This is a genomic window from Glycocaulis abyssi, from assembly GCF_041429775.1.
GTDB classification, from domain to species: domain Bacteria; phylum Pseudomonadota; class Alphaproteobacteria; order Caulobacterales; family Maricaulaceae; genus Glycocaulis; species Glycocaulis abyssi.
The window spans coordinates 67,923-80,889 of the sequence record NZ_CP163421.1 but is presented as its reverse complement, the minus strand read 5'-3'; the positions used below and the strand labels follow the sequence as shown (position 1 = coordinate 80,889).

Annotated in this window: 11 protein-coding genes and 1 pseudogene; 4 read left to right on the top strand and 8 right to left on the bottom strand. The window is 63.2% G+C overall.

Features of this window, described 5'->3' with window-relative positions:
• Window positions 1-23 precede the first annotated feature (23 nt).
• Window positions 24-1,304: a NupC/NupG family nucleoside CNT transporter gene (locus AB6B38_RS00360; protein WP_371393636.1), complete on the top strand. Its 1,281-nt coding sequence runs from the start codon at window positions 24-26 to the stop codon at window positions 1,302-1,304.
• Here AB6B38_RS00360 and AB6B38_RS00355 read toward each other — a convergent pair.
• Window positions 1,301-2,023 carry a DapH/DapD/GlmU-related protein gene (locus AB6B38_RS00355; RefSeq protein WP_371393635.1) on the bottom strand — a complete coding sequence of 241 codons (723 nt, stop codon included), beginning with the start codon at window positions 2,021-2,023 and terminating at the stop codon, window positions 1,301-1,303. The two genes, AB6B38_RS00360 and AB6B38_RS00355, sit on opposite strands and share 4 nt — an antisense overlap.
• Before the next feature lie 21 nt (window positions 2,024-2,044).
• Between AB6B38_RS00355 and AB6B38_RS00350 the strand changes: the two genes are divergently transcribed.
• From AB6B38_RS00350 to AB6B38_RS00340, 3 genes are all read left to right on the top strand, one after another.
• Window positions 2,045-2,320, top strand: a complete 276-nt coding sequence (locus AB6B38_RS00350; protein ID WP_371393634.1) for a DUF3253 domain-containing protein — start codon at window positions 2,045-2,047, stop codon at window positions 2,318-2,320.
• Complete coding sequence (locus AB6B38_RS00345) at window positions 2,313-2,909, top strand: uracil-DNA glycosylase family protein (protein WP_371393632.1); 597 nt, start codon at window positions 2,313-2,315, stop codon at window positions 2,907-2,909. Before AB6B38_RS00350 ends, AB6B38_RS00345 begins: the two co-directional genes overlap by 8 nt.
• A gap of 180 nt (window positions 2,910-3,089) precedes the next feature.
• Complete coding sequence (locus AB6B38_RS00340; RefSeq protein ID WP_371393630.1) at window positions 3,090-4,166, top strand: Leu/Phe/Val dehydrogenase; 1,077 nt, start codon at window positions 3,090-3,092, stop codon at window positions 4,164-4,166.
• 131 nt (window positions 4,167-4,297) lie between these two features.
• Here AB6B38_RS00340 and AB6B38_RS00335 read toward each other — a convergent pair whose 3' ends face one another.
• From AB6B38_RS00335 to ftsZ, 7 genes and pseudogenes are all read right to left on the bottom strand, one after another.
• Complete coding sequence (locus AB6B38_RS00335) at window positions 4,298-4,540, bottom strand: BRCT domain-containing protein (protein WP_371395052.1); 243 nt, start codon at window positions 4,538-4,540, stop codon at window positions 4,298-4,300.
• A 60-nt stretch (window positions 4,541-4,600) separates the two neighbouring features.
• Window positions 4,601-5,176 (bottom strand): annotated as a pseudogene (locus tag AB6B38_RS00330) (3'-5' exonuclease); the annotation flags it as partial.
• Window positions 5,177-5,197: 21 nt separating this feature from the next.
• The gene (gene ligA, locus AB6B38_RS00325) at window positions 5,198-7,540 is read right to left on the bottom strand and encodes an NAD-dependent DNA ligase LigA (RefSeq protein WP_371393629.1); all 2,343 of its coding nucleotides are present in this window, start codon (window positions 7,538-7,540) and stop codon (window positions 5,198-5,200) included.
• Complete coding sequence (gene recN / locus AB6B38_RS00320) at window positions 7,537-9,240, bottom strand: DNA repair protein RecN (protein WP_371393628.1); 1,704 nt, start codon at window positions 9,238-9,240, stop codon at window positions 7,537-7,539. The genes ligA and recN overlap by 4 nt, the downstream gene beginning before the upstream one ends.
• A 25-nt stretch (window positions 9,241-9,265) precedes the next feature.
• Window positions 9,266-10,102 (bottom strand): outer membrane protein assembly factor BamD, encoded by an 837-nt coding sequence (locus AB6B38_RS00315; RefSeq protein WP_371393626.1) that lies wholly within the window; start codon window positions 10,100-10,102, stop codon window positions 9,266-9,268.
• 111 nt (window positions 10,103-10,213) lie between these two features.
• Entirely contained in the window at window positions 10,214-11,119 is a 906-nt protein-coding gene (lpxC, locus tag AB6B38_RS00310) for a UDP-3-O-acyl-N-acetylglucosamine deacetylase (protein WP_371393624.1), read from the bottom strand.
• A gap of 229 nt (window positions 11,120-11,348) precedes the next feature.
• Window positions 11,349-12,941: a cell division protein FtsZ gene (ftsZ, locus tag AB6B38_RS00305; protein ID WP_371393622.1), complete on the bottom strand. Its 1,593-nt coding sequence runs from the start codon at window positions 12,939-12,941 to the stop codon at window positions 11,349-11,351.
• Window positions 12,942-12,967: the final 26 nt, after the last annotated feature.

The window sequence follows — 12,967 nt, the reverse complement described above, 5'->3', positions numbered from 1 at the left end:
TGCCTGCCGTCCGGGGGAATTTCATGGAAGATATGGGCCTGCAGCTGCGCAGTCTTCTGGGCGTGTTCGCCTTTGTCGCCATTGCCTGGGCGCTGGGCCCGCGCAAGATGCCCCCTTGGGTGCTGATCCTCGGCGCGGTGATCGTCCAGTTTGCCATCGCCTTTGCCCTCTACAGCTTTGCGCCCACGCGCGCCTTCCTCGCCTCGCTGACCGGCGTGGTGGAGGTGCTGCAGGCCGCAACGACCATGGGAACCAGCTTCGTGTTCGGCTATGTCGGCGGCGGAGAAAGCCCCTTTCTCATCAATCCGGACGCCAACGCCTCCACCTTCATCTTCGCGTTTCAGGCTCTGCCCATGGTGATCGTGCTGTCGGCGATCTCGGCCCTGCTCTGGCGCTGGCGGGTGCTGGAATTTGCCGTGCGCGGCTTTGCGCTGATGTTCCGGCGTATCCTCAATCTCTCCGGCGCGGCGAGCCTGGGCGCAGCGGCGAACATCTTCCTTGGCATGACCGAGAGCCCGGTTCTGATCCGTCCGCGCCTGCCCACGATGAGCCGGTCTGACCTGTTTCTGATAATGACGGTGGGCTTCTCCACGGTCGCAGGCTCGGTGATGGCGATCTATGTCAGCCAGCTGACCGGCGTGGTCGCCGACGCGGCAGGCCATATCCTCACCGCCTCGCTGATCTCGGTGCCGGCCGCCGTGCTGCTCGCGCGCCTCATGCACCCTCAGGACGAAACCGAAGAGCAGGCCAGCAAGGAAAAGGTGCCGGTCAATCTCTACCATTCCTCGATGGATGCGCTGACCACCGGCGTGTCGGACGGTGTGCGCCTGTTTGTGAACATTATCGCCATGCTGCTGGTGTTCACCGCCATCGTGGCGCTGATCAATTTCTCGCTGGCCGCCGCCGGCGAGATCAATGGCGCGCCCATGTCGGTGGAGCGTGTGCTCGGCTGGTTCTTCGCGCCGCTGGTCTGGCTGGCCGGCATTCCGTGGGCCGAGGCACAGACCGCAGGCTCCATCATGGGGCTGAAAACCGCGCTGAACGAGATTTTCGCCTATGACGCGCTGTCCAACACCGGCGATGAGCTGTCTGCGCGCTCGCGCCTCATCATGACGTATGCTGTGTGCGGCTTTGCCAATTTCTCGTCGGTCGGCATCCTGATCGGCGGCCTGATTGCCGTCGCGCCCTCTCGCCGGGCAGACATTCTCTCCCTGGCACCGCGCGCGCTCATTTCCGGCACACTGGCAACCCTGATGACCGGCGCCGTGATCGGCGCCCTGCCGGGCGGGTTGTTCGGGCTTTAGTCCCCCGCCCTCGGGAAGAGTCGGCTCCTGAACCAGCCAAGGGTGGAATTGCCTTTCAGCGCGTCCTTATAGGCGTTCTCCATGAAGGCGTTCAGCCCCTTGGGATCGCCCAGCATATCCATGCGGGTCTTGAAGGGGCCGTCAGGGTCGAGCTCTTTCACCGGCCTTGCCGGATTGCCCGCGACGACCGTGTTGGCCGGCACATCACGGGTGACAACGCTGCGCGCGCCGATGACGGCATTATCGCCGATACTGATGCCCTTGCCGACAAAGGCGCCATCACCGATCCAGACATTGCGCCCAATGGTGACCGGTTTGCTGGCCGGGCGCGGATCGATCCGGTCATACAGCCCGTGCCAGTCAGAATCGGTAATGGTGACGGATTTCGCGATCAGCGCGCCATCGCCAATCGTGATCGAACCGCCCGCCAGCAGGCGCACCCCGCCCGCGAAGAAGCAGCAATCGCCTATCGTGATGGAGCCCGGCACATCACCCGGCGACCACACCGTGAAGCTGACCGGCTGGTCGCGGCGCGTCACCACATGCAGGGCGCGGCCCACGCGGATATTCGGCCCGAACACCTCCATATTCCAGGGCCGCACGATTTTCGGGTCCGGCCCCAGCGCCTCGAAATGGGCTTTGACGAAATGGGACACCCACGCATTCTCATACGCCTCCCACGCGCGGTGCATCCAGTAGGGGCGGTGGTCACGGCGCATGATCGGCGCTATCTCCAGTCCATGAACAAGGAAACGATAGAAAGCGCGATTCTCGCCCTCGTCGAGCAGCGCGGTGCCGGTAAATCGATCTGCCCGTCAGAAGCGGCCCGCGCCGTCTGGCCGGAGGAATGGCAAAAGCGCATGCGCGAAGTGCGCGGCGTGGCCATCGGCATGGCCCGCAAGGGAGAGATTTCCATCCTGCGCAAGGGCAAGCCCGTGGACCCGGACGACTTCAAGGGTGTCTACCGCCTGTCCCTGCCCGTCACACCGGACGCGCCGCCCGAGGCCGATGGCTGACGATTTTAACACGCTGGCAGCAGACATCCGCGCCTGCCGGGTGTGCCAGCCCCATCTGGCCCATCCCTGCCGCCCGGTCCTGCAGGGCAGTTCCGCAGCGCGCATCCGCATTATCGGCCAGGCACCCGGCACCCGCGTGCAGGCATCTGGCCGTCCCTTCACCGATCCGTCAGGAGATCGCTTGCGGGACTGGATGGGGGTGAGCGAGGCAGAGTTCTACGATGAGCGCCTGTTTGCCATCACGCCGATGGGTTTCTGCTTTCCGGGGCTGGATGCGAAGGGCGGTGATCTGCCGCCCCGGCGCGAATGCGCCCCGCTCTGGCATGACCGGGTGACGGCCAGCTTGGCAGATGTGGAGTTGACACTGCTGGTCGGGCTGCACGCCCAGCGCCGCTATCTGGCCTTGCCCGCTTCAGCGACCCTCACAGGAACCGTGCTGCGCTGGCGAGAATTCTTTCCGCAGTATGTTGCGCTGCCGCATCCCAGCTGGCGCAATTCGGGATGGTTAAGGCGGAACCCTTGGTTTGAAAACGAGGTTTTGCCCTCCCTGCGCCTTCGCATCCGCGAAATCCTGACCCGCGCACTTTGACCGGACAAACTGCGTTATATTTCCGCTACTTGCGTTAACGCTGCTCGGCGAGTAAATGGCGGCCATGAAACGGGCGGATCCGGTCTTGAAGGGCATGTTACGGGCAAAGCACCCACCCTCGCCGTTGATACCGCTGCCATCGCGCTGAACGCCAGCGCGTCTTCAAAAAGGAACTCCCCCATGAGCGTGCCTGCCAGCGTGTTTGAACACCCCGCGTTCGACAATCACGAAAAGGTATTGTTTGCCACCGATCCGGCCACAGGGCTGCAGGCGATCCTCGCCGTGCACTCCACCGTGCGTGGCCCGGCCGTGGGCGGCTGCCGCATGTGGTCCTATGACAGCCCTGCCGATGCCGTGACGGACGTGCTGCGCCTGTCACAAGGCATGAGCTACAAGAACATCATGGCCGATTTGCCGATTGGCGGCGGCAAGAGCGTCATCATCAAGCCGAAGGGCGATTTCGACCGCGACGCACTGTTCCAGGCGTTTGGCCGCGCCGTGGATTCGCTCGGCGGGCATTATATCTCGGCTGAGGATGTGGGCGTCAGCCCGGCTGACATGCTCAGCGCCCGGCGCACCACGCGCCATGTGGTCGGCCTGCCTGACGGTACCGGCGATCCCTCCCCCACCACGGCCAAGGGCGTGTTCCTGGGCATTCAGCTGGTCGCGGAGAAGGCCCTTGGCAAATCATCCCTCGAAGGCGTGAAAATCGCCGTGCAGGGCGCCACCGGCCATGTCGGCTCTTATTTGTGCGAGCATCTGGCCAAGGCGGGCGCCGACCTGACCCTGACCGATATCCACGAGGATGCCCTGCAGGCGCTGGCCGCAAAGCTCGGCGCGAAGACCGTCGGCAAGGACGATATTTACGATGTCGAGGCCGATATTTTCGCGCCCTGCGCCCTGGGCTCCATCATCAATGAGAAAACCATCGACCGGCTGAAAGTGCGCGCCATTGCTGGCGCGGCCAATAACCAGCTCGCCACGCGCGAGATGGGCGCCGAGCTGATGAAGCGCAAAGTCGCCTACGCCCCTGACTATGTCATCAATGCTGGCGGCATCATCAATATCATGGGCGAGATAGACTCTCGCTTCGACAAGAAATGGGTCGAGGGCAAGCTGCAGGGCCTCAAAGCGACACTGGCTGAGATCCTCGACACGGCGGAAAATGAAGGCCGCCCCGCCAACCTCATCGCCGACGAGATCGCCCGCCAGCGCATCGAGGACGCCCGCGCAGGCAAGCTGCAGGCAGCGGAGTAGTCATCACTACGACAACATGTCATCCCCCGGTCGCGAAGCGATCCGGGGGACCCACGCCTGCAACGTTCGACAGGGCGGAAACTCTCAGGCATGGGTGGCCCGGCTAAACCGGGCCATGACAACTCTGCCCCCTACCCGCCGATCAGTGCCAGCCACTCGTCCTCGGTCAGCGTGGTGACACCGAGCTCAGTCGCCTTTTTCAGCTTCGAGCCTGCGCCAGGCCCGGCGATGAGATAATCGGTCTTCGCCGATACTGACCCCGCCACCTTCGCGCCAAGGCTCTGCGCGCGGGCCTTGGCCTCAGCGCGGGTGAAGCGCTCAAGCGCGCCGGTGAAGACGACCGTTTTGCCGGCCAGCTTCGATGACGCAAGCACCGCTGGAGTAACCGTCGGCACTGGCCCCTCGTATCTCGGGCGTGGCCGATATGCTCCACCCGTGCAGGGCGTATAGGTCCGCGCCCACAAACGTCCCGGAGCCAGCCCCAGAAGAGGCGCAGCGCTCGTAATACAGCGCTGGTTCACCGAGCGCGCCAACTCCAGCGATAGCCTCGCGCACCCTTCAGCATCCGACCCCGCATCGTGGTGTTTCAGCGGAATGCCGAAGTGAGCACACAGTGTATTCAGCTTGGCGTTCGCCGTGTCGGGCAATGCCGTCTGTGCTGCCTTCATGGTGCACAGATAACTCACGTCAGGGTAATCGAGATCGTACACATCGCAGGTCGAACGCAGCACGCTCATATCGAAAGCGGCGTTGTGGGCAATAACCGTGGCGCCCTTTAAGCGCCCAGCCAGTTGCGCAAGCACCTCAGGAAACTCCGGCGCATCCTCGACGTCTTCTGGGCGTATGCCGTGAATCGAGATGTTGAAGCCCGAAAACCTCATGTCGGGCGGACGGATGAATTGCGTAGTTACGTCCGTAACCTTGCCATCCTCCAGCCAAGCCACACCAATGGCACAAGGGCTGGAGCGCTGTTCATTGGCCGTCTCAAAATCTATCGCCGCAACACGCATTTGTGCCTCCCCTCGATAGAATTAAGCATCTCCGATCAGCGATAGCCACTCATCCTCAGTGAGTACGTTGACCCCTAGTTCCCTAGCTTTTGTCAGCTTTGAACCCGCGCCCGGCCCGGCGACGAGATAGTCCGTCTTCGCGGAAACCGACCCGGCCACCTTCGCGCCAAGGCTCTGCGCGCGGGCTTTCGCCTCATCGCGGGCGAAACGTTCTAGGGAACCGGTGAACACAACCGTTTTGCCCGCTACCGGACTATCGGAGACGACCATTTCTGCATCTAAAATCTCAAGGTGCTCAAGCAATCGGCTTACCGCTGCGGCATTTCTCGGTTCATCAAAGAACTCGACCAAAGATTCCGTCGCCACGATGCCGACCTTGTCTATTCCTGATAACTCTAGGTAGGCCGCACTTGGTTTCTCGTTGAATGCTCTTTGCACCGCGACGACAAACCGCTCCCAAGTTCGATAAGCATCAGCCAACGCTTGACGGTGTGTCTGATTGAGCTTTTCGTGAACGAAACGAAGCTGTTCTTGCAATGAAACATCAAGGGGCTGAAGGCTGGCCACTTTTTCAGCAGCTTCCATCAGATGACCCACCGCAACAGGGCCAATTCCCCTGATATTACTAAGTTCAATATATTGCGACCCGGGGCGCCCCCCCGATGCCTGCTTCACAGCGCCACTGAACGCGTCCCATGTCGTAAAATATTGCGCCAGTTTACGGGCCGTATCTTCCCCGACATGCCGTATTCCCAGCCCATAAATAAGACGATGCAGTTCGACCTTCCGGGACAACTCGATAGATGCGATCAAATTCTTGACCGAAGTTTCGCCAAAGCGGTCCAATTGTTGGATGCGATCAGAATGGTTAGGCAACAGAAAGATATCTGCGGGTTCCTTCAGCAACCCAATGTCGAAAAATATCTCAATTTGCTTGTCCCCAAGCCCCTCAATGTCGAAAGCTTTACGCGAAACAAAATGTTTCAAACGTTCTACGGCTTGAGAGCGACATACTAATCCACCAGTGCAGCGACGCACCGCTTCGCCTTCCTCGCGCACCGCATGACTTCCACACACTGGGCAGACTTTGGGAAACACAAACGCCTGCTCGCTGCCATCGCGCCGGTCTTTGAGCACGTCAACAATCTGCGGGATCACATCGCCCGCGCGCTGGACGATCACGGTGTCGCCGATGCGGATATCGGTTCCGCCGCGGATCGGCTCCCCGTCCTTGCCGATGCCCCTGATATAATCCTCATTGTGCAGCGTGGCATTGGAGACCACGACGCCGCCCACGGTGACGGGTTCGAGCTTGGCCACAGGGGTGAGCGCGCCGGTGCGGCCCACCTGTATCTCGATATTATTGAGCTTCGTCACCGCCTTTTCGGGCGAGAATTTATGCGCGATGGCCCAGCGTGGGGCGCGCGCGACAAAGCCCAGGCGCGCCTGCCAGTCCAGCCGGTCCACCTTGTAGACGACGCCATCTATGTCATAGCCGAGCTCCGCCCGGCGCGCTTCCAGATCGCGGTAATGGGCCAGCAGCGCCTCCACGCCTTCGCACCGCTTCATGTCGCCATTGGTGGCAAAGCCCAGCGCCTTGAGGCGCTCAACCGCGCCGGACTGGGTGTCCGCCAAGGGCTCAGACACCTCGCCCCAGGCATAGGCGAAAAAGCGCAAAGGACGCGTGGCGGTGATGGCCGGATCGATCTGGCGCAGCGAACCGGCGGCCGCGTTGCGCGGGTTCTTGTAGGCCGGTTTGCCAGCCGCCTCCTGAGCCGCGTTCAGCGCAGCGAAATCGGCATGGCTCAAGTAAACCTCGCCGCGTACCTCCAGCACGTCCGGCACATCGCCAGTGAGGCGTTTTGGTATCTTATCGAGCGTCTTGAGGTTTTCAGTGACGTTCTCGCCCGTCTGCCCGTCTCCGCGCGTCGCGCCGGTGACCAGCACGCCCTTTTCATAGCGCAAGGATGCCGACAGCCCGTCAATCTTCGGCTCGGCGGTGAAGGCGAGGGTCTCATCGTCCTTCAGGTTCAAAAAGCGGCGTATGCGCGCCTCAAACGCGGCCACATCGTCTTCATCAAAGGCATTGCCCAGCGACAGCATGGGCACGGCATGGCGCACCTCGGCAAACTTGCCCGACGGCTTGGCGCCGATGGTCTGCGTGGGGCTCTCCGCGTGCGCCAGCTCCGGGAAGGCCGCTTCCAGAGCCTCCAGCCGCGCGCGTAAGCCATCATACTCGGCGTCGGTGATAACCGGCGCATCCTCGGCATAATAGGCCCGGTCATGGGCCGCGATTTCCTCGGCGAGGCGCGCGTGCTCTGCGGCCGCGGCTTCGGGGGAGAGGTTTTCGATTTCGCGTGTCATATCGCCATCAGCTCGTCAGCGGCGGCGCGTGCCGCTTCGGTCACTTCCGCGCCCGACAGCATGCGCGCGATTTCCTCGCGGCGCTCGCGTCCGTCCAGCGGCACAACGCGGGTGCGCATGGTTTCACCCTCTTCGGCCTTGGCGATTTTCCAGTGATGGCCTGCTCTGGCGGCCACCTGAGGCGAGTGGGTGACAACCAGCGCCTGCCCGCCTTCTGCGAGACGCGCGAGCCTGTGGCCCACCGCATCGGCGACCGCTCCGCCAACCCCTTGGTCTACCTCGTCAAACACCATCACGATGCCGCTGTCAGACCCGGCCAGGCACACTTTGAGCGCCAGCGCGAAGCGCGACAGCTCACCGCCCGACGCAATCCGGTCCAGCGGACCAAACGGCGCGCCGGGATTGGTGGAGACTTCAAACGCCACACTGTCCCAGCCCGACGGCCCGGCGCGGGTCTCATCGCTGGTGACGACAACCCGGAAGCGTGCCTTTTCCAGCTTCAAGGGCGCCAGCTCCGCCATCACGGCGGCGGCGAGCTTTTCGCCTTGCGTCTTGCGCGCCTCGCTCAAGGCACTGGCAGCGCGGGCATAATCAGCTTCAGCGGCTTTAAGCGCGGATTCGGCCTCACGCTCGCGGCCTTCGCCATCGGCAACAGCCTCCAGTCTGTCAGCAAACTCGCTGCGCAGAGCGGGCAGCTTATCCACCTCCACCTGATGCTTGCGGGCAAGCGCGCGCAAGGCAAACAGGCGCTCCTCAGCGCGTTCCAGTGCGCCCGACTCCACCTCAAAGGCGGAGGCCGCATCGGTGAGCGCGGTTTCAGCCTCGTCAAACTCGATCAGCGCGCGTTCCAGCGCCCCGCTTGCCCGGTCCAGCGCGGAGACGGCATGGGCCTGGGCGCTATCTGCAGCGGCCTCTGCGCCCAGGCTTGCGCGCACGCGCTCCAGCCCTTTGAGCGCATGATTGAGGCGGCTGGCCACCGCATCCGCGCCGGAAAATGCTTCAGATGCCAACTGCAGATCGGACAGGGCGCTCTCGGCCTGCTGCAGGAAACGGCGCTCGCCGGCCAGTGTCTCCTCCTCGCCGGGTCGGGGATGAAGCGCATCGAGCTCCTCCACCGCGTGGCGCAGGAACACTTCCTCTTCCGCTGCGCGGGCGCGGTCGGTTCTCAGTGTTTCCAGATGGCGGCGCGCCGCGCTCACACGCTCCCAGCCACGCGCCGCAGCGGCCAGACGCTCGCCATTGCCGGCAAACTCATCCAGCAGGCGCTTGTGGGATTTGGGATCGAGCAGGCCGCGCCCGTCATGCTGGCCGTGAATTTCAACCAGCACATCACCCAGCGAGCGCAACAGGCCGACGCTCGCCGGCTGGTCGTTCACATGCGCGCGTGACCGGCCATCTGCGGTGATAGCGCGGCGCAAAATGACTGGCTCGCCCGGTTCAAAGCTGATGCCGGATTCCTCCAGAAGCGCAAAGGCGCTGTGCGTTTCGGGCAGTTCGAAAACGGCAATGGCACTGCCTTGCTCTGCGCCGGCGCGCACCATGGCCCGGTCGGCGCGCTCGCCGCACGCCAGGCCCAGCGCGCCCAGAAGGATGGATTTGCCGGCCCCGGTTTCGCCGGTCAGCGCAGACAGGCCGGGCCGGAAGACAAGGTCCAGCCGGTCAATGAGGACGATATCGCGTATGGAGAGGGATGCGAGCATGGCTCCCCGCGTCTCCCGCCCGGGATCAGCCGAAGATCCGGCTCATCGCGCGCCGCAGCAGGCCCGGATCGCTTTCCTCAATGCCTTCGCCGGGCACGTCAATGCCGCGAGAGGTCAGGAGGGAGTAGCTGTCCTGATACCAGGCCGATCCGGGGAAATTATGGCCGAGCACGGCGGCGTGCTGGCGCGCTTCTTCAGCCACACCCATGGCGACATAGGCTTCGACGAGCCGGTGAAGGGCTTCCGGCACATGGCTGGTCGTGCCGTACTGGCGAATGACGTTCTGGAAGCGGCCGATAGCTGCCAGGTGGAAACCGTTGCGCAGATACCAGCGGCCAACATCCATGTCCTTGCCGGCGAGGTGATCGCGCGTCATGTCGATCTTCAGCCGCGCATCGCGCGCATAGGGGCTGTCAGGAAAGCGCTGGACAACCTGGCGGAGCGCATCATAGGCCGCCAGCGTTGTCGACTGGTCGCGGCCCACATCATAGATGCGCTCATAGTGGCAGATCGCGATGAGATAGTAGGCGTAGGGCGCGCTGGAACTGCCCGGATGCAGCGAGATGAAGCGCTGAGCGTTGGCGATGGCCTGTTCATACCGGCCCGCCTGGTAGTGGGAGAAAGCGGCCATCAGCAAGGAGCGGCGCGCCCATTCGGAGAAGGGATGCTGGCGTTCCACTTCGTCAAACAGGGCAGCGGCCTGGGTGAAGCGCCTGCGCTCCAGCTCCCGGAATGCATTGTTGTAGAGCGTTTCGACCGGGCGGGCGACATAGGCCAGCTCGGCCCGGTTGCGGTTGCCCTGACAGCCCGCAAGCACCATTGCCGAGAGGGAGATAACGAGAATAAGACGCGTGGCGTTCAACAATTCCTGGCCCCTTGGCATGGCATAAAAACGAACTGCCAGAGTCTTCTAACCGATCAGGGCGCGAGGAAAAAGCATTGTGTCAGCCCGGCACATGAATAGCGGCGCGCTTTAACCGCGCGCCACCCGGCCCGCCTCGCCAGCTTCGGCAATCTCGCTCATGGTCACCCACTTCCAGGCCGACACATCGGCCATCAGCGCGCGTACCGCCACATTATTGATACCGTGGCCGGGGCGTGATGCCTGATACAGGCCCAGAATAGGCGCACCCGCCAGATAGAGATCGCCTGCCGCATCAAGGATTTTGTGGCGTACAAACTCGTCGGCAAACCGCAGACCTTCCGGATTGGCCACGCCCTGCTCATCAAGAACAATCGCGTTTTCCATCGAGCCGCCACGCGCCAGACCGGCCTTCAGCAGGGTTTCATACTCCCGGCGGAAACCGAATGTCCGGGCCGCTGCAATCTCGCTGCGAAAACCTGCCGGACTGATCTCGAAACGGTATTGCTGACGGCCAATGACGGCATCGTCAAAATCAATGCTGACATCGATGGCCGCCTGAAGCGACGGCAGGAAGACCGCATTGCGCCCCCCCAGCGACACCTCGACCGGCTTCAGGACACGGATCGCCCGGCGCGGCGCGGGCTGCGTTTTCAGGCCGGCATGCTCCAGAAGTTCGACAAAGGGGAGCGATGAACCGTCCATGGCAGGCACTTCCGGGCCATGCAGCTCGACATGCACATCATCAACACCCAGCCCCGCGAAGGCCGCCATAAGGTGCTCGACCGTCGAAACGGACGCACCATCGCCATTGACGATGGTCGTACCCAGATCGGTAGACCGGACAAGATCATAGCGGGCAGGAATCTGGCGGTCCGCACAGTCCAGGTCCGTGCGCTCAAAGACGATACCGGTGCCGGCCGGCGCAGGTTTGAGCACCATGCGTACCCGCGCGCCTGTATGCAGGCCAATCCCGGCGCACACGGCGGCCTGCGCCAGTGTCGTCCGCTCAGTCATAAAAGCTGCCCGCACCATACAAACCGACTTTCCTGGTCTTGTTTTCAGCTTCGGCCAGCCCCCGGCACAGACCGAACCCCCCTCGTTTCGCATTTGCACACTAGAGACGGGCTGCGAGGACCGGAATTAAACGATTGTTGCGGGCTGTAACAATTGCCCGCCTCATAAACAAAAGCCCCCGGACCGTTTCCGGTTCCGGGGACTGAATGTCTGGTATTCTCTGAAAAGCCTAGTTGGCCTGACGGCGCAGGAAAGCGGGGATGTCGAGATCGGCGTCGTCGAACTCCTCACCGAAAAGATCACCGCTCGGCCCCGTGCGTTGCACCGGCTCGGCAGGGGCAGGCGCGCGCGGTGCCTGGGCAGGCGGACGCGGCGCGGTGCGCGCTTCTACCGGTGCTGCCGGGGTCTTGGCACGGCGGCCGAAGATGGAGAGGCCGCGGCGCGCCGGCGCTTCCTCGCGCGGCTCCGGTTCGGGGGCCGGTTCACGCCGGATGGTCTGTGCAGCCTCTTCCAGGCGCTCCTGATGGCGCACGACTTCTGGCCGGGTGTCGGCCTGTTCAGCTTCGGCTCCGGCCATATAGGCATCGGGCGCAGACACCGCATCGTCGATAATATCAGCGCGCGCAGGCGCCGGTTCATCTTCAACCGGGCTCGACTGTGCTTCCTGCGCAGCGCGCCATGCAGCGGCCTTGGCATGGATGCCGCCATCGGCGGCGGCCTTGGCGCGGGCGGTCTCAGCCTCGTCGTTCAGCCGGCGAACCAGCGGCTGGGCCGGGCGGACAATCTCGCGCGGCTTGAGCGTGCTCATCATGCTGGCGGGCTCGGCGCGGCGGCGCGGATCGGCCTGCTGCATCTGTTCTGCCTCGATGCCCGTTGCCACGACCGAAACGCGGACCGTGCCGTTGAGGCTTTCATCGAAGGTCGAGCCGACAATGATATTGGCATCCGGGTCCACCTGGTCGCGGATTTCGTTGGCGGCCTCGTCAACCTCGTACAGCGTCATGTCCATGCCGCCAGTGATATTGATAAGCACGCCGCGTGCACCCTTCATCGACACATCGTCCAGCAACGGATTGTTGATCGCGGCGTGGGCCGCCTCGATGGCGCGTTTCTCGCCAGAGGCTTCGCCGGTACCCATCATCGCCTTGCCCATCTCGTTCATCACCGTGCGCACATCGGCAAAGTCGAGATTGATAAGGCCGGGCATGACCATCAGGTCGGTAATACCGCGTACACCCGAATGGAGCACCTGGTCAGCCATGGAGAAGGCTTCGGCAAAGGTCGTCTTCTCGGTCGCGATGCGGAACAGGTTCTGGTTCGGGATCACAATGAGCGTATCGACATGGCCCTGTAGCTGCTCGATGCCCGCTTCGGCGAGGCGCATGCGCTTTGCCCCTTCAAAGTGGAAGGGCTTGGTCACGACGCCAACCGTCAAAATGCCCTGCTCGCGGGCCGCGCGCGCGATCACCGGCGCTGCGCCTGTGCCTGTGCCGCCGCCCATGCCGGCGGTGATGAACACCATGTGGGCGCCTTGGAGGTACTCGATGATTTCAGAGATCGAGTCTTCTGCCGACTGCATGCCGATTTCGGGCCGCGCGCCTGCGCCAAGACCTTGCGTGATCTGGTGGCCGATCTGGATGCGGTTGCGGGTGCCGGAGCGCTGGAGCGCCTGGGCATCGGTATTGGCGACAACAAAATCAACGCCTTCCAGATTGGCGTCGATCATGTTGTTCACGGCGTTGCCGCCGGCGCCGCCCACGCCGAAAACGAGAATTCTGGGTTTAAGTTCAGTCGCTTCGGGGGCAGAAATGTTCAGCGCCATGGGGGCACGCTCCGTCACGCAGGCCA